Raw genomic sequence first — 16,395 nt, 5'->3', positions numbered from 1 at the left:
GTTGGGATCTCAGCGTTTCGCCGACGAGACCAGGATCCCCGCCGCGATCAGCGCGAAGGCCGCGCCGTGGAACCACGCCGGCCATTCGCCCAGCAGCGCGGCCGACATCAGCGCCGCGAAGACCGGCGTGAGGTTGCCGAAGAAGGCGGCCAGCGTCGGTCCGGCCTGGGCGACGCCCAATCCCCAGCAGCGGTAGGCGATCAGCGACGGCCCGATCGCGACGTAGAGGAGCGCCGCCACCAGCGGCCATCCCCATCGCACCGGCGGCACGCCGACGGCCTGTTCCACGGCCGCCGAGGCCCAGCCGAAGGCCAGTCCGAACAGCATCTGGGCCATCAGCAGCGCGGCCCAGTCCCAGTCGGGCCGGCGCTCGCCCTGCATGTGCGCGGGCGGCCGCGCCAGCAGCCAGCTGTAGAAGGCCCAGCTCAGCACGGCCAGCAGCATCAGCAGATCGCCGACGACGAACTGCACCTGCGCCAGCCGCTCCAGATGACCACGGGAGATGACCAGCGCCACGCCCGCCAGCGAGAGCACGGCGCCGGCCAGTTGGCGGCGCGTCGGCCACACGCGGTAGAACAGGGCGCCGACGGCCAGCATCCACACGGGCAGGCTCGCGGCGATCAGCGTCACGTTGAGGGCCGTGGAGCTGTGCAGCGCCTGGTACTGCAGCGCGTTGTAGCAGCCCATGCCCAGCAGACCCGTCAGCGCGAAGTAGCCCCAGCGCGCGCGCAACGGGGTCAGGTCTTGCAGCAGCGCGCGCGCCGGACGCGCGATCAGCACCAGCAGCACGAAGGCCAGCGTCCAGCGCGTCGCGTTGAGCAGCAGCGGCGGCACCAGCGGCCCGACCGAGCGCCCGACCACCGCGTTGCCCGCCCACAGCAGCGGCGGCAGCGTCAGCATCAGGGCCAGTCGTGGGGTCAAGGTCATTGCGGCGATGCGCCCGAGTCGCGAGACTGGCACGATAGCCGCGATCGACGCGTCGGGCGACGCGCGAGCGACATCCCCCCATGAGGAGAACCCTGATGAGCGACAGAGCCGTGCGCATCTCGCAACCCGGCGGACCGGAGGTCCTGACGATCGAATCGGTCGAGGTCGGCGACCCGGGCCCCGGCGAGATCCGCATCCGCCACGCGGCCTGCGGCCTCAACTACATCGACATCTACCACCGCAGCGGCGTCTATCCGCTGCCGGTGCCGACGGGGATCGGCATGGAAGGCGCCGGCATCGTCGAGGCGGTGGGCGAGGGCGTCACCCACCTGAAGCCCGGCGACCGTGCCGCGTACGCGAGCCAGCCGATCGGCGCCTACGCGACCGCGCGCGTGATGCCTGCGAAGTGCGTGGTGAAGCTGCCGGACTTCCTGAGCTTCGAGCAGGGCGCCTCGATGATGCTCAAGGGCATGACGGTGCAGTACCTGCTGCAGCGGACGTTGCCGCAGGGCGGGTTGCAGGCCGGGGACCATGTGCTCTTCCACGCGGCTGCGGGCGGCGTCGGACTCATCGCGTGCCAGTGGGCGAAGGCGCTCGGGCTTCGGTTGATCGGCACCGCCGGCAGCGATGCGAAATGCCAGCTCGCGCTGGACCACGGCGCGGAGTTCGCGATCAACTATTCGAAGGAGAACTTCGCCGATCGCGTCAAGGAGATCACCGGCGGGAAAGGCGTGAAGGTCGTCTACGACTCGGTCGGCGCGTCGACCTGGGAAGGCTCGCTCGCGAGCCTGCGGCCCTTCGGCCTGATGGTCAGCTTCGGCAACGCGTCCGGCGTGGTGCCGCCGGTGCCGCTGAAGGCGCTGGCGGCGTCGGGGCTCTACCTGACGCGGCCGTCGCTGTTCGTGCATCTCTCGTCGCTCGAGGCGACAAAGGAGATCTCGGGCGCCTTGTTCCAGGCCGTCGAGCGCGGCGCGGTGAAGATCGAGGTCGAACAGCGCTATCCGTTCGACGAGGTCCAGCGCGCCCATCGCGAGCTGGAAGCCCGCACGACGACGGGCTCAGGCGTGCTGCTGGTTTGAACCGGCGGAGGCGGCGAGCGGCGGATCCAGATCGGCCGCCACCGTCTCGGCGTCCAGCAGCGCGTCGTTGGCACTGTCATCGGCGCGCGGGTCATGCCGGGGGTCCCGGGATTCCCGCGATTCCGCAGCGCCCTCGTCGGTGACGACGCGCCGCGGCGCGGGCAGGTCGTCGAGTCCCGCGGGCACGGTGTCGGCGCCGAAGTCGGTGGCCGGCTCGCCGTCGAGCGAGCCCGCCGTCGTCTCGTGCACGTCCACGTCCACGGTCTCGGTGCGCAGCACCTCGTCGAGCACCAGCGGCTGCGAGACCTTGACCTCGAAGCTGAAGCAGGAACCGGCGCCCGGCTGGCTTTCCACCTGCACCTCGCCGCCCATCAGTTCCACCAGGCGCTTCACGATGGTCAGGCCCAGGCCCGTGCCGCCGTAGCGGCGCGTGATGCTGCCGTCCGCCTGCGTGAACGGGCTGAAGATCTGCGCGATCTGCTCGCGCGTCATGCCGATGCCGGTGTCGTGCACGGCGATGCGCAGGCGCAGCGGTCCCGCGTGGACCGGCTCGTCGCCGCCGCCGTCCACGCGCTGGATGTCGACGCGGACCTCGCCCTTCTCGGTGAACTTCAAGGCGTTGCCGACCAGGTTCACCATGATCTGGCGCAGCCGCAGCGCATCGCCCAGCAGATGCTGCGGCACGCCCGGCTGCACGCGCGCGTGCAGCTGCAATCCCTTCTCGTGCGCCTGCAGCAGCAGCGGGTGCAGCGCTTCGCGCAGGCAGTCGTGCAGGCTGAACGGCGCCTGGTCGATGATCACGCGGCCGGCCTCGATCTTCGCGATGTCCAGCAGGTCGTTGATGATCACCATCAGGCCCTTGGCCGAGCTGTGCGCGAGCTCGATGAACTTGCGCTGTCGCTCGTTGAGCTCGGTCTGCAGGACCAGCTCGGTCAGGCCCAGCACGCCGTTCATCGGGGTGCGGATCTCGTGGCTCATGTTGGCCAGGAAGGAGCTCTTGGCCTGGCTGGCGGCCTCGGCGGCCTCGCGCGCGGCCTCGAGCTGCGCCTGCGTGGCCTTGAAGTCGCCGACGTCGCGCGCGTTGAGCTGCAGCACGACCTCGCCGCTGACCGGGTCGCGCATCGGTCGCGCGTCGATGGCGTGCCAGCGGCGGCCGTTGGCGGTGTTGATCTCCAGCTCGGCACCGAAGGTCTGCCCGCCGCGCACCTGCGCGACGATGCGGCGCGCGAGGTCCGGCTCGGGGAAGATCGCGCTGAAGTCGGTCGCGCCGATGGTCTTGCGCAGGCCGTTGAAGCACATCGCCGCGGCGGGGTTGCGCATCAGGGTGCTGCCGTCGCGCAGCGAGAACACCGCGATGCGGACCGAGGTGTGCTGCAGCGCTTCGACGCCGCGCAGCAGGCTCTTGTCGACGCCGCTGACCAGCGAGTCCGCCGCGAACAGCATCACCTGGCGCTTGTCGGGCGTGCGGATGCCGCGGGAGACCAGCATCACCGTCGTCGGCTGGCCCTTGGGGTAGAGCGTCCATTGCTCGCGCACGAGCTTGCCCTGCGTGTGGTCGGCGGCGGTCACCGCCAGCCGCTCCGCGACCGACGGGCTCATGTCGCTGAGGTCGCGGGAGAGGAATTCCTCGGCGCTGTCGGCGCGCCAGAAACCCAGCGCGGCGGCATTGGCCCAGAGGTTGCGCTGACGCTCCTGGTCGTAGACCCACATGGGCACATCGAGCCAGTCATAGTGGGTCAGACAGGAGAAGTCGAGCATGGGGGCGAGGCCCTGTTCTTGGTTACGTTTGGTCGCAGCGGATTGTCGCCGTCGGCCGTGTCCTGTCCATGGTCCTGATGTCCATTCCGTCACGTCGGACGCGCGGGCGTGCCGAAGCGCGCGACGGTGCGTGAAGACCGCCCATGCGCGGCGCAACGCCCTGCCTGCGGCGTGTCCGCGTCGGTGCCCGAAAGAACCCCCTCCGAGCTGCCGCATGCGTGGCGGCAACCCTCGATGGCGCAAGGCTACGCAGGCCGATGCAGGAGCGCCAGCCTCGTTTCTCCGGAGGAACCCTCGGTCCGAGGGGCGAGGGGGACGTGCGTGGCGGGCGCGCTCCCGCGCGCCGGACGCTCAGCCGCGCTTGACGCGGCGCAGCTCGTCCCAGATCAGCAGGACGGCGCCGATCGTGATGGCGCTGTCGGCGATGTTGAACGACGGGTAGTACCAGCCGGCCCAGTGCAGCTGGATGAAGTCGACGACATAGCCGTGCAGCAGCCGGTCGACGATGTTGCCCACCGCGCCGCCCAGGATCAGGCTGAGCGCCCACGCGAACTGCGTCTGGTGCCCGTGGCGGCGCAGCATCCAGATGATGAAGATCGTCGCCGCGACGCCGAGTCCGACGAAGAACCAGCGCTGCCAGCCCGACGCGCCCGCCAGGAAGCTGAACGCGGCGCCGGTGTTGTGGACCCGCACCAGGTTGAAGAAAGGCAGCACGTAGTGGCTGTCCCCGTACTGGAAGCTGTGCAGGATCAGGACCTTGGTGAACTGATCGGCCACGATGACCAGCAGGGCGATCGCCAGCCACTGGATCAGGCGGTTGTTCGACGAGGACGGGGACTTGGTGGCCATGGATGCTGCGGGATGGGGACGTCGGACGGAACCTGCAACTGTAGCGCCCCGCCGAGGCCGCGCCGTGCGGCTAGAGTGCGGCACCGGAGCGCTTCCCTCGAAGCCGATCCGACGACGTTCCGATGACGTTCCGATGATGACCCCATGAGACTGCGCCTGAAGATCCTGCTGCTGGCGCTCCTGCCGCTGGTCGCCTCGCTGCTGCTGATCGCGGTGGCGGTGCGTCAGCAGGAGCGCGAGCTGCTCGAGCGCGAGCACGCCGCCGTGCAGCGCGCCTACATGGACGCGCGCCGCGACGAGCTGCGCCATTACGTGGAGCTGGCCGTCAGCACGCTGCAACCGCTGTACGAGCGCTCGCCCGTGCTCGTCGCCCGCGCCACCGACGCCGATATCGAGCGCGACAAGCGCGAGGCGCTGCGGCTGCTGTCCTCGCTCGACTACGGCGAGGACGGCTACTTCTTCGTCTACGACCTGCAGGGCAAGGTGCTGATGCATTCGCGCCAGCCGGAGCTGCTCGGCCGCGACCTGTGGGGCCTGCGCGATCCCCTGGGCCGGCCGACGATCCAGCAGTTGGTCGGACAGGCCAAGGCCGGCGGCGGCTATGTCGAGTACCTCTGGCGCAAGCCGTCCAGCGGCGAGATGGCGCCCAAGCTGGGTTACGTCGTCGCGATGGAGCGCTGGAACTGGATGCTGGGCACGGGCCTGTACCTCGACGGCATCCGCGCGACGCTGGAGCAGCTCGACCGCGAGGCGCAGGCCAACATCGCGCGGACGATGTGGGGCATCGCCGCGATCGCGGTGTTCGGCGTCGCGTTGATCAGCGCCTGCGCGCTGGCGCTGAACCTCAGCGAACACCGGCAGTCCGAGGCGCGGCTGCGCGCGCTGGCGCACGAGGTGGTGCGTTCTCAGGAGGACGAACGCGCGCACCTGTCGCGGGAACTGCACGACGGCGTCAGCCAGACGCTGGTCTCGACGAAGCTGCTGATCGAATCGGCGCAGCAGGCGGGCTCGACCGCGCTGCTGCCGCGCGCCTTGGAGCGGCTCAACGCCAGCCTGAGCGAGGTGCGCGGCCTGTCCCACCGCCTGCGCCCGGCGCTGCTCGACACGCTGGGGCTGCCGGCGGCGCTGGAGCATCTCGCGCGCGAGTTCGACGAGGCGGGCGCGGTGCCGGTGGCCTTGCGCGTCACCGGGGCGCCGCGCGAGCTGCCGGAGCTGCTCAACACGGTGCTGTTCCGGGTCGCGCAGGAGGCGTTGACGAATGTCGCCAAGCACGCCGGCGCCGCGCGCGTGGAGATGACGCTGGAGTTCGCGCCGGAGGCGGTGCGCGGCGACACCGGCGCGGTGCTGCTGCGCGTGCTCGACGACGGTGCCGGCTTCGATCCCGCCGACGCCGAGCGCGCCGACCCCAGCCAGGGCATCGGCCTGCGCAACATGCGCGAGCGGATGGCCTCGATCGGCGGGGTGCTGGACCTGCAGTCCAGCCCGGGTCACGGCACGCAGGTGGAGGCCATCGTGCCGGCGTCGGCGATCAGCCGCCTGGCGCGCGACAATCCCGTGCCATGAGTGCCGATCCTTCCTCCAGCACCACCGCGACTACCACCGCGGCAGCCGCATCGGCCGGCGCGGCCGCGCCCGTCCGGATCCTGCTGGTCGACGACCACCCGCTGGTGCGCGAGGGCGTGCGCTCGCGGCTGCAGGGCGAGGCGCGCTACCTCGTCGTCGGCGAGGCCGGCACCGCGGAGGAGGCGATGATGATGCTCATCGCCACGCAACCGCAGGTGGTGCTGCTGGACGTGGGCCTGAAGGGCCACAACGGCATCCAGCTCGCGCAGACCATGCTGGAGCGCGCGCCCGACCTGCGCGTCCTGATGTACAGCATGTACGACAACCCCGAATACGTGCAGCGCGCGCTGCAGGCCGGCGCGCGGGGGTATGTGCTCAAGGATGCGCCGGCGGGCGAGATCGTGGCCGCGATCGACGCGGTCGCGGCCGGCGGCACCTTCCTCAGCCCGGGCGTCTCCAAGCGGATGTTCCGCACGCAGCAGCCGCGGCCCATCCTCTCGCCGCGCGAGAGCGAGATCCTCTCCGCGCTGGCCCGCGGCGAATCCAGCAAGCAGATCGCCCGGGCGCTCGACCTGTCCGTGAGGACCGTCGAGACCCACCGCCAGAACATCAAGCGCAAGCTCGACCTGGAGGGGCAGGCGGAACTGATCCGCTACGCGGTCGAGCACGCGCGCGGGCTGCATCGCGACGACGCCTGAGGCCCGGGCTCGTCGCCATCGCCATCGCCATCGCTTCGATCCGCGGACGCGGGGTGTCCTGCGAAGGCGCCCGCCATGGGTGTCATGCGACGCCGCCGAGGGTTTCCACTTAAGCGCTCCTACGCCGGTCGGCTAGTCCACGCGACGGATGTGCGAAACCGCACAGGAACGGAAACTGCCGCCGCAAGACAGCCCGCGTGTGTCGTCGTCCTTCTTGGGCGCCGGGCGCGCGACGATAAAAGGAGACATCGATGTCAAACATGAGTCGCCACCTCGCCTGGGCGGGCGTGGCCATCCTCGGGGCCTTTGCCCTGGCCACCGTCGCGCTGGCCAACGGCGAAGCGGTGAGCGCGCTGTGGGTCGTCGTCGCGGCGATCTGCGTGTACCTGATCGGCTACCGCTACTACAGCCTGTTCCTGGCCACCAGGGTCCTGGGACTGGACCCCACCCGCAAGACCCCCGCCTGGAAATACAACGACGGCCTGGACTTCGTCCCGACCCACAAGTACGTGCTGTACGGCCACCACTTCGCGGCGATCGCCGGCGCCGGCCCGCTGGTCGGTCCGGTGCTGGCCGCGCAGATGGGCTACCTGCCGGGGCTGCTCTGGATCCTGGCCGGCGTGATCTTCGCCGGCGCGGTGCAGGACTTCATCGTGCTGTTCATCTCCACGCGCCGCGACGGCCGCTCGCTGGGCGACCTGGTCAAGCAGGAGATGGGCACGGTGCCCGGCGTGATCGCGCTGTTCGGCGCGTTCATGATCATGATCATCATCCTGGCGGTGCTCGCGCTGATCGTCGTGAAGGCGCTGGCGGGGTCGCCCTGGGGCACGTTCACCGTGGCGGCGACCATCCCGGTCGCGCTGTTCATGGGCGTGTACCTGAGATTCATCCGTCCGGGCCGCATCGGCGAGGTCTCCATCATCGGCTTCGTGCTGCTGATGCTGGCCATCATCGGCGGCCAGTGGGTGCATGAGAGCCCCGCATGGGCGCCGCTGTTCACCTACGACGGCAAGGCGCTGACGTGGATGCTGATCGGCTACGGCTTCGTCGCCGCCAGCATCCCGGTGTGGCTGCTGCTGGCGCCGCGCGACTACCTGTCCACGTTCCTGAAGATCGGCACGATCATCGCGCTGGCCATCGGCATCGTGATCGTCGCGCCGCCGATGCAGATGCCGTCGTTCACCCAGTTCGCGGCCGGCAACGGCCCGGTGTGGTCGGGCAACCTGTTCCCGTTCCTGTTCATCACCATCGCCTGCGGCGCGGTGTCGGGCTTCCACGCGCTGATCAGCTCGGGCACGACGCCCAAGATGCTGGACAACGAGGTCAACGCGCGCTTCATCGGCTACGGCGGCATGCTGGCGGAATCCTTCGTCGCCGTGATGGCGCTGGTGGCGGCCTCGTGCATCGAGCCGGGCGTCTACTTCGCGATGAACAGCCCGGCCGCGCTGGTGGGCTCGACGCCGGACCAGGTGGCCGCGACGCTGTCCACCTGGGGCTTCGTGATCACGCCGGAGATGCTGGTGCAGACGGCCAAGGACGTCGGCGAGAACACCATCCTCGCGCGCGCCGGCGGCGCGCCGACGCTGGCGGTGGGCATGGCCCACATCCTGCACCAGGTGGTCGGCGGCAAGGCGATGATGGCCTTCTGGTACCACTTCGCGATCCTGTTCGAGGCGCTGTTCATCCTGACCGCCGTCGACGCCGGCACGCGCGCCGGTCGCTTCATGCTGCAGGACCTGCTGGGCACCTTCGTGCCGGCCCTGAAGCGCACCGAGTCGCTGCCCGCCAACCTGATCGCCACCGGCCTGTGCGTGGCGGCCTGGGGCTACTTCCTGTACCAGGGCGTGGTGGATCCGCTGGGCGGCATCAACACGCTGTGGCCGCTGTTCGGCATCGCCAACCAGATGCTGGCCGCGGTGGCGCTGCTGCTGGGCACGGTGGTGCTGTTCAAGATGAAGAAGGACCGCTACGCCTGGACGACGATCCTGCCGGCGGCCTGGCTGCTGATCTGCACGATGACGGCGGGCTGGCAGAAGATCTTCAGCGACGACCCGAAGGTGGGCTTCCTGGCGCATGCCGCGAAGTACGCGGACTCGCTGGCGGCCGGCAAGGTGCTGGCGCCGGCCAAGAGCCTGGAGGCCATGGAGCGCGTGATCTTCAACGACCGCCTCGACGCGGCGCTGTGCGCGCTGTTCATGTTCGTGGTCGTGAGCGTGCTCGTGTACAGCGTGAAGGCGGTGCTGAAGGCGCGTGCCGAGCGCAGGCCGTCGGTGCAAGAGACGCCGTTCGAGCGCATGCCCGAAGGCGCGACGGCAGGCGGTCATGCTTAAGCAGGCGGCGGAAGCGGCCCAGGCCGCGTTGTCGGCGGCCTCGGACGTGCTGCAGGCCGGCCGCTACATGGCCCGAGGCGTGCGCCAGCAACTGATCGGCGCGGACTACGGCGCCTATCTGGCGCACATGGCCCGCACGCATCCCGACCAGGCGCCGCTGAGCTACGAAGCCTTCTTCCGCGAGCGTCAGGAGGCTCGCTACAGCTCCCGCACCGGCCGCTGCTGCTGAGCATCGCGCGACGAACGACAACGGCCCTTCGGGGCCGTTGTCCGTTGGAAGACACTACGGGGCATGCCCCGCTTCGCCGCCAACTTGAGCTTCCTGTACCAGGAGCTGCCGTTCCTCGATCGCTTCTCGGCTGCTGCGCGGGATGGGTTCGAAGCCGTGGAGTGTCTGTTCCCCTACGACGTCCCTGCGGCTGAGCTGCGCGCCCGCGCGTCTGCCCAGGGATTGGACATTGTGCTGATCAACGCGCCACCGGGCGACTGGGCGGCGGGGGATCGGGGCCTGGCGTCGGTCGAGGGCCGCGAAGGGGCGTTCCGCGCGTCGATCGAGCGCGCGCTCGCCTATGCCTCGGTGGTTGTCGCGCCGCGCGTGCATGTGCTGGCCGGCCTGCTGCCTGAGGGGAGCGATCGCGATGCGGCGATTGCGCGCTACGAGGAGCGGCTGCATTGGGCCGCGGCGCAGGCTGCGAGCGCCGGTATCGGGCTGACGATCGAGCCCATCAATCCGCACGACATCCCCGGCTACCTGCTGCAGCGGCAGGAGGAGGCGCACGCGGTCGTTGAACGTGTCGGTGCCTCGAACCTGAAGGTCCAGATGGACCTGTACCACTGCGCGCGCGTCGAAGGCGACGTGGTCGCGCAGGTGCGCCGCTACTTGCCGACGGGGCGTGTGGGGCACTTCCAGATCGCGGGCGTCCCGGACCGGCACGAGCCGGATGATGGATCGCTGGATTGGCGAAGCGCCCTTGCCGCGATCGACGAGATCGCGGCGGCGACCGGATGGGACGGCTGGATCGGTTGCGAATATCGACCCCGGCGCGGTGCGGTCCCTGGCGGTACCAGCGCCGGTCTCGGCTGGTTGTTCCCGACTCGACGGGAAAACTTCTGACACAGGTTGCCCCCGCCATCTACTGAGCGGCTCCATTTGCAAGCGAGGAGTCGCGGTGAGATTTTTTCGAAGGGGCCTCGTCGTCCCGATGGCGGGGCTGGCGATCGCCCTGGTCGGTGACTCGGCCGTCGTCCGGACGGCGCATGCCTTGATCATCAACGAGGCGAAATTCGTCGAGCTCGGCGGAGACCTTGGCGCGGTCAAGGCAACATTCTCTGCGGTCGCCGCGCGATTGCATTCGTGGAGTCTGTCGGAGCAGTTCATGCCCGTGGGCTGGATCGAGGGATGCACGGCGACATGGCTGGGCGAGGAGGGCGGTCGGACCTACCTTCTGACTGCGGCGCACTGCGTGTCCGCGACGCACGGCGAGGTCACTCGTACCCACCGGACATTCAAGGACTGGCGCGGCCAGGTCATTGCACAAGGAGAGGGCTGGGCCCTCAGGCCGCCGAAGTGGGCGAACTGGCAGGCCACGCCGAGCTGGGACGGCTTTGCCGATGACGTCGCCGTGCTGAGCCTGCCTCGCGTGGCGAGCCCGGTCGATGGTTCTGGCAGAAGGTTGGCGCCGCCGACGATCGCCGACACACCGCTGCAGACATCGGAGCTCCTTCACTACGTCGGCTACGGCCTGGTCGGCGTCGGACAAACCTATAGCGACAGCCACCGGCCGGCGGCCGAGAAAGGTCGGTTGAGGGGCGAGGCCCCTGTCGCAGGCTTCTTCTCCGGCGATCGCGGTTTCTACAGCCGATATGAGTCGGTGAAGGCCAGCCAGTCGTGGGCCCGCCCCTCGCCAGGTGACAGCGGTTCAGCCGCATGGCGTCTTCATCAGGGCTACTGGCAGGCTGCCGGCGTCAACGCCGGCATGCGTCCTTCCTACGGCGTGGGTCCGCATCTGGCCCGACATGCGGCGTGGATCGAGGGCGTATTTCCAGGCGCCGTGATGCAGTCGGAACGCATGTCGGTGACCGCGTCCGCGCCCTTCGTGTCTCGGAACCATGCCCTCGATCCGTCTGGAATGAACGTCTTCTTCGTCATTCCTCCCCAGACGGGCGCCATCGGGCCGACTGTTGGTCGATCGTCGCGCACGAAGGGCGACAGCATGATCTCCGTGGCGGTGAAGGAGTCCCGCACCGGCGCGATCTCCACGATCCGGCTCCGTGCCCACCGCGATGCAGGGTGCCGGCGGTCGCCGATCGAGGATGCGGCACCGTGTCCCGGCTCGCAGAACAACCAGCTGAAGGTGGCGTTTCGAGCGGACGACAACCCCGGCTTGAAACCCGGCGCGTACACCGGCCGCTTCCATGTGGATGTGCTGTCCTGGTTGGATCGTTCGCGGCAGGAGCGGGTGAGCCTCCATGTCGACGTCCGGCATCTGCTGCGGGGCCAGGTCTCGACCACCTCCGCTTACGTCTCGCCCAATCTGGCCGAGCGGGCGGCCCACGGCACGATCTATTACACGGTCCCTCCGCAGGCGCGCGCGCAAGGACCGGTGTCCGGCGTGTGGAACGGCAGCCCGCTGTCCAGCCGGATCGATGTGACGGTGCGCGACGCCGTGACCCAGCAGGACCGGCAGGTCGTGCTGCGAGCGCAGCGCGATCCGCTTTGCGGCGGACGGATGACGCGCATGGAAGATGCCGCCACCTGCCAGCGACGGTCGGCGGGGCGGGTGATGGTGCGCTTCCATCGGGAGGACAACCCTCAGCTGCCCGCTGGTCTCCACCGCGGGCGTGTGACGCTTCAGGCGCGCGGCTGGACGGATCCGGCCTTCGATCAACTGATCGAGCTCGACGTCGACCTGGACACGCTCTGAGCCGGCGCTTCGGGCGAAAAAAAGCCGCCAGGCGCATGGCCTGGCGGCTTGGTTCGACAACGCCTCAGGGCGTCAGCGCTTCAGCGGATCTGCACGCACCTTCGTGCTCATGCGATCGTGCGCAGCTCGCCTTCGCCGTAGAGATTGCTCTCGCACCGTCCGCAGATCGTCGGATGCGCCGGATTGGCGCCGACGTCCGCGCGGTAGTGCCAGCAGCGCTCGCACTTCTGATGGGCCGACGGTGTCACCGTGATGCTCAGCTCGCCGGCCAGCGCCACGCTCGCCGCCGACGTGATCAGCACGAACTTCAGGTCGTCGCCCAGGCTGTTCAGCAGGGCGAGGTCCTCGGCGTTCACGCCCAGCGCGACCTCGGCCTGCAGCGACGAACCGATCGCGCCGGTCGTGCGGACTTCCTCGATCGCCTTGTTCACCGCGTCACGGATCTCGTGGATGCGATTCCACTTCGCGATCAGTCCGTCGTCGTGCGCGACGCCGACGGACCAGTAGGTCTCGGTGAAGATCGTGTCGCCGGCCTGCTTGCCCGCGAAGACCTTCCACGCCTCTTCGGCGGTGAAGCTCAGGAACGGCGCCATCCAGCGCAGCATCGCGTTCGTGATGTGCCACAGCGCCGTCTGCGCCGAGCGGCGGGCCGTCGACTTCGGCGCGCTCGTGTACAGCCGGTCCTTCAGCACGTCCAGGTAGAACGCGCCCAGGTCCTCCGAGCAGTACACCTGCAGCTTGGCCACGACCGGGTGGAACTCATAGCGCTGGTAGTGCGCCAGGATCTCCTCCTGGAACTGCGCGGCACGGGCCAGCGCGTAGCGGTCCGCCTCCAGCAGCTGGTCCAGCGGCACGGCGTCCGTCGCCGCGTCGAAGTCCGAGGTGTTGGCCAGCAGGAAACGCAGCGTGTTGCGGATGCGGCGATAACCGTCCACGACGCGCGCTAGGATCTTCTCGTCGCCGGCGATGTCGCCCGAGTAGTCGGACGCCGCCACCCACAGCCGGATGATCTCGGCGCCCAGCTTCTTGCTGGTCTCCTGAGGGTCGACGCCGTTGCCCAGCGACTTGCTCATCTTGCGGCCCTTGCTGTCCACGGTGAAGCCGTGGGTCAGCAGGCCGCGGTAGGGCGCGCGGCCGTTGATCGCGCAGGAGATCAGCAGCGACGAGTGGAACCAGCCGCGATGCTGGTCATGGCCTTCCAGGTAGAGGTCGGCCTCCGGACCGGTCTCGTGCGCCGCGCCGGCGTGCGAGCCCTTGAGCACGTGCTGGAAGGTGGAGCCCGAGTCGAACCACACGTCCAGGATGTCCTGGCCCTTCGAGTACTGCGCGGCTTCGTCGCCCAGCCACTCGGCCGGGTCCAGCTTGGACCAGGCCTCGATGCCGCCGGCCTCGACCAGCTGCGCGGCGCGCTCGATGAACTCCAGCGTCTTCGGATGCGGCTGGCCGCTGTCCTTGTGCAGGAAGATCGGCAGCGGCACGCCCCAGCTGCGCTGGCGCGAGATGCACCAGTCGGGCCGGCCGGCGATCATGTCGTGCAGGCGCGTCTTGCCGTTCTCGGGATAGAAGCTGGTCTGCTCGATCGCGTCCAGCGCCAGCTGGCGCAGGGTCTTGTCGGCCTTGTCGACGGTGAACACGCCGTCGCCTTCGTCCATGCGGACGAACCACTGCGCGGCCGCGCGGTAGATCACCGGCGACTTGTGACGCCAGCAGTGCGGGTAGCTGTGGCGGATCTTGCTGTGCGCCATCAGGCGGCCGGCGTCCTGCAGCGCCGCGGCGATCACCGGGTTGGCCTTCCAGATGTGCTGGCCGCCGAACAGCGGCAGCTCGGCCTCATAGACGCCGTTGCCCTGCACCGGGTTCAGGATGTCCTTGAACGCCAGGCCGTGCGCGATGCACGAGTTGAAGTCGTCCACGCCGTAGGCCGGCGCCGAGTGGACCACGCCGGTGCCGTCGTCGGCGGTGGCGTAGTCGGCCAGGTAGACGGGGCTCTCGCGGTCGAAGCCCGGATGCACGTGCGCGAGCGGGTGCTTGAACTTCAGCAGCTCCAGCGATTTGCCCGGCGTGACCGCGACGGTCTTGCCCTCGATGCCCCAGCGGGCCAGGCACTTCTCGACCAGCGCCTCGGCCACGACGAAGTAGCCGCGCGCCGTGTCGACCAGCGCGTACGGCAGCTCCGGGTTCAGGTTCAGCGCCTGGTTGGCGGGGATGGTCCAGGGCGTCGTCGTCCAGATGACGGTGAACGCTTCCTTGTCCAGCGTCGGCACGCCGAAGGCCGCGGCGAGCTTCTCCGGCTCCGCGCTCAGGAAGGCCACGTCGACGGCCGGGGAGTCCTTGTCGGCGTACTCGATCTCGAACTCGGCCAGCGAGGAACCGCAGTCGAAGCACCAGTACACCGGCTTCAGGCCGCGGTAGACGAAGCCGCGCTCGAACAGGCGCTTGAGCACGCGCAGCTCGCCGGCCTCGTTCTTGAAGTCCATCGTCCGGTACGGATGGTCCCAGTCGCCGAGCACGCCCAGGCGCTTGAAGTCCAGGCGCTGCTGGTCGATCTGCTCGGTGGCGTAGGCGCGGCTCTTCGCCTGCACCTCGTCGCGCGGCAGGCCGCGGCCGAAGGTCTTCTCGATCTGGTTCTCGATCGGCAGGCCGTGGCAGTCCCAGCCGGGGATGTAGGCGGCGTCGAAGCCCTCGAGCTGGCGCGCCTTGACGATCATGTCCTTCAGGATCTTGTTGACGGCGTGACCCATGTGGATCTGGCCGTTGGCGTAGGGCGGGCCGTCGTGCAGCACGAACTTCGGCTTGCCCTGGCGCGCGACGCGCAGGCGCTGGTAGACGCCCTGGTCTTCCCATTCCTGGACCCAGCCCGGCTCGCGCTTGGGCAGGTCGCCGCGCATGGGGAACGGGGTGTCGGGCAGGTTCAGCGTCGAGCGGTAGTCAGGTTTGGCACCCGACTTGTCGGCGGACAAGGTGTTGGACTTGGAATCGTCGGTCATGGCGGCGGCAATCGAAGGAGGCGGCCGGTGGACGGGGCCGCGAGAGAAGAGGGGTGGCGCGGTGGGGCAGGAGGCACAAGAGGCGGGCCCGCGCGCCGGCTGAGCGGTCGAGATGAGCGATCGGGTGCTCAGCCCTTCAAATTCGGTCGCGCGTGGTCTGGCGGCGGACGGCGGCGTGGGTCGTCGCCGGTTCGGCGAAGTACGCGCGTGCCTGGCGGACGTCCTCGCGGATCGCGGCGGTCAGGGCGTCCAGACCGTCGAAACGGGCTTCGTCACGCAGTTTGTGCAGGAGTTCCACGCGCACGAGTTTACCGTAGGCCTCGCCCGGGCCCAGGCGGTCGGCCAGCGCCGCCGGCCAGTCCAGCGCATGGACCTCCAGCAGCACGCGGCCGGCGTCCTCGACCGTCGGTCGCACGCCCAGCGAGGCGACGCCGTCCAGCACGATGCCGCCACCCTGGCCGCCCGCATTGCCATCATGGCGATCCTGGCCGTCGAGCCCGTGCACGCGCACCGCGAAGATCCCGTGCGCCGCCGGCTTGTCGTGGTCGAACCTCAGGTTCAGCGTGCGGAAGCCGTCGCCCCGGCCGGGCGCGGTCTCCGCCAGCTGGCGCCCCAGTTTCTGGCCGTGGATCACGTGGCCGGAGATCGCGTACGGCCGGCCCATCAGGCGCGCGGCGCCGTCCATGTCGCCGGCGGCCAGCGCCTCGCGCACGGCGGAGCTGGACACCCGCAGGCCGTGCACCTCGTAGCTCATCATCCGCGCGACGTCGAAGCCCAGGCGCTGCCCCGCGGCATCCAGCGTCGCGTAGTCACCCTGGCGCTTGGCGCCGAAGCGGAAGTCGTCGCCGACGAGCACGTACTTCGTCCCCAGTCCGTCGACCAGCACCTGCTGGATGAAGTCCTGCGCCGGCAGCGAGGCCAGCGCCTCGTCGAAGCGCAGCACCACGACCTGGTCGATGCCGCAGCGCTCCAGCTCCTGGAGCTTGTCGCGCAGCGTGGCGATGCGCGCCGGCGCCAGTTCGGGCTTGCCGAGCTTCCTGGCGAAGAAGTCGCGCGGGTGCGGCTCGAAGCTGAGCACGCAGGTCGGCAGGCCGCGGTGGCGGGCCTCCGACAGCAGCAGCGCCAGCATGGCCTGATGGCCGCGATGGACGCCGTCGAAGTTGCCGATCGTCAGCGCGCACTGCGCCGCGATGCCGGGATGGTGGAAGCCGCGGAAAACCTGCATGGGCGGGGATTATCAGCCGCCGCGCGAGGCGCCGCCGCCGATGCATGGATTCGGG

12 protein-coding genes are annotated in these 16,395 nt (G+C 69.5%); 7 read left to right on the top strand and 5 right to left on the bottom strand.

Annotated features, from left to right (window positions below; translation table 11 throughout):
* Nucleotides 1-9: 9 nt before the first annotated feature.
* On the bottom strand, nt 10-927 hold the full coding sequence (locus tag AC07PR_RS06755) for a DMT family transporter (protein ID WP_495134794.1): 918 nt from the start codon (nt 925-927) through the stop codon (nt 10-12).
* Between the two features lie 95 nt (nt 928-1,022).
* Between AC07PR_RS06755 and AC07PR_RS06750 the strand changes: the two genes are divergently transcribed.
* Nucleotides 1,023-2,006, top strand: coding sequence for a quinone oxidoreductase family protein (locus tag AC07PR_RS06750; RefSeq protein ID WP_495134793.1), 984 nt, complete (start codon nt 1,023-1,025; stop codon nt 2,004-2,006).
* On the opposite strand, the gene AC07PR_RS06745 is transcribed toward AC07PR_RS06750, so the two are convergent.
* On the bottom strand, nt 1,986-3,764 hold the full coding sequence (locus AC07PR_RS06745) for a sensor histidine kinase (RefSeq protein WP_495134792.1): 1,779 nt from the start codon (nt 3,762-3,764) through the stop codon (nt 1,986-1,988). The genes AC07PR_RS06750 and AC07PR_RS06745 overlap by 21 nt on opposite strands.
* A gap of 351 nt (nt 3,765-4,115) precedes the next feature.
* A complete protein-coding gene (gene lspA, locus AC07PR_RS06740; RefSeq protein ID WP_297523949.1) occupies nt 4,116-4,613 on the bottom strand; it encodes a signal peptidase II in 498 nt (165 codons plus the stop codon).
* Nucleotides 4,614-4,757: 144 nt separating this feature from the next.
* On the opposite strand from lspA, the gene AC07PR_RS06735 reads away from it, so the two are divergent.
* The 6 genes from AC07PR_RS06735 to AC07PR_RS06710 all read left to right on the top strand — a co-directional run bounded on the left by AC07PR_RS06735 (nt 4,758) and on the right by AC07PR_RS06710 (nt 12,128).
* Nucleotides 4,758-6,176 (top strand): cache domain-containing protein, encoded by a 1,419-nt coding sequence (locus AC07PR_RS06735; protein WP_495134791.1) that lies wholly within the window; start codon nt 4,758-4,760, stop codon nt 6,174-6,176.
* Nucleotides 6,173-6,874, top strand: coding sequence for a response regulator transcription factor (locus tag AC07PR_RS06730; protein WP_495134790.1), 702 nt, complete (start codon nt 6,173-6,175; stop codon nt 6,872-6,874). Before AC07PR_RS06735 ends, AC07PR_RS06730 begins: the two co-directional genes overlap by 4 nt.
* A 251-nt stretch (nt 6,875-7,125) precedes the next feature.
* Nucleotides 7,126-9,204, top strand: a complete 2,079-nt coding sequence (locus AC07PR_RS06725) for a carbon starvation CstA family protein (protein ID WP_495134789.1) — start codon at nt 7,126-7,128, stop codon at nt 9,202-9,204.
* Nucleotides 9,197-9,433: a YbdD/YjiX family protein gene (locus AC07PR_RS06720; protein ID WP_297523945.1), complete on the top strand. Its 237-nt coding sequence runs from the start codon at nt 9,197-9,199 to the stop codon at nt 9,431-9,433. Before AC07PR_RS06725 ends, AC07PR_RS06720 begins: the two co-directional genes overlap by 8 nt.
* A gap of 63 nt (nt 9,434-9,496) precedes the next feature.
* A complete protein-coding gene (locus tag AC07PR_RS06715) occupies nt 9,497-10,318 on the top strand; it encodes a hydroxypyruvate isomerase family protein (protein ID WP_495134788.1) in 822 nt (273 codons plus the stop codon).
* A gap of 148 nt (nt 10,319-10,466) precedes the next feature.
* The gene (locus AC07PR_RS06710) at nt 10,467-12,128 is read left to right on the top strand and encodes a trypsin-like peptidase domain-containing protein (RefSeq protein WP_495134787.1); all 1,662 of its coding nucleotides are present in this window, start codon (nt 10,467-10,469) and stop codon (nt 12,126-12,128) included.
* A gap of 107 nt (nt 12,129-12,235) precedes the next feature.
* On the opposite strand, the gene ileS is transcribed toward AC07PR_RS06710, so the two are convergent.
* Together ileS and AC07PR_RS06700 are read right to left on the bottom strand one after the other, a co-directional pair.
* Nucleotides 12,236-15,115 (bottom strand): isoleucine--tRNA ligase, encoded by a 2,880-nt coding sequence (gene ileS / locus AC07PR_RS06705; protein ID WP_495134786.1) that lies wholly within the window; start codon nt 15,113-15,115, stop codon nt 12,236-12,238.
* 136 nt (nt 15,116-15,251) lie between these two features.
* Nucleotides 15,252-16,340, bottom strand: a complete 1,089-nt coding sequence (locus AC07PR_RS06700; RefSeq protein WP_377155996.1) for a bifunctional riboflavin kinase/FAD synthetase — start codon at nt 16,338-16,340, stop codon at nt 15,252-15,254.
* Nucleotides 16,341-16,395 lie beyond the last annotated feature (55 nt).

The organism is Roseateles sp. GW821-FHT09H11 (genome assembly GCF_059415845.1).
Note: the sequence above shows the minus strand (reverse complement) of the source record. Positions and strands in the feature narration are given on the sequence as shown.

Bases quoted from the DNA above. Each gene is read 5' to 3' on its own strand.
- AC07PR_RS06755 (WP_495134794.1), bottom strand. From the start codon at position 927: ATGACCTTGACCCCACGACTGGCCCTGATGCTGACGCTGCCGCCGCTG.
- AC07PR_RS06750 (WP_495134793.1), top strand. From the start codon at position 1,023: ATGAGCGACAGAGCCGTGCGCATCTCGCAACCCGGCGGACCGGAGGTC.
- AC07PR_RS06745 (WP_495134792.1), bottom strand. From the start codon at position 3,764: ATGCTCGACTTCTCCTGTCTGACCCACTATGACTGGCTCGATGTGCCC.
- lspA (WP_297523949.1), bottom strand. From the start codon at position 4,613: ATGGCCACCAAGTCCCCGTCCTCGTCGAACAACCGCCTGATCCAGTGG.
- AC07PR_RS06735 (WP_495134791.1), top strand. From the start codon at position 4,758: ATGAGACTGCGCCTGAAGATCCTGCTGCTGGCGCTCCTGCCGCTGGTC.
- AC07PR_RS06730 (WP_495134790.1), top strand. From the start codon at position 6,173: ATGAGTGCCGATCCTTCCTCCAGCACCACCGCGACTACCACCGCGGCA.
- AC07PR_RS06725 (WP_495134789.1), top strand. From the start codon at position 7,126: ATGTCAAACATGAGTCGCCACCTCGCCTGGGCGGGCGTGGCCATCCTC.
- AC07PR_RS06720 (WP_297523945.1), top strand. From the start codon at position 9,197: ATGCTTAAGCAGGCGGCGGAAGCGGCCCAGGCCGCGTTGTCGGCGGCC.
- AC07PR_RS06715 (WP_495134788.1), top strand. From the start codon at position 9,497: ATGCCCCGCTTCGCCGCCAACTTGAGCTTCCTGTACCAGGAGCTGCCG.
- ileS (WP_495134786.1), bottom strand. From the start codon at position 15,115: ATGACCGACGATTCCAAGTCCAACACCTTGTCCGCCGACAAGTCGGGT.
- AC07PR_RS06700 (WP_377155996.1), bottom strand. From the start codon at position 16,340: ATGCAGGTTTTCCGCGGCTTCCACCATCCCGGCATCGCGGCGCAGTGC.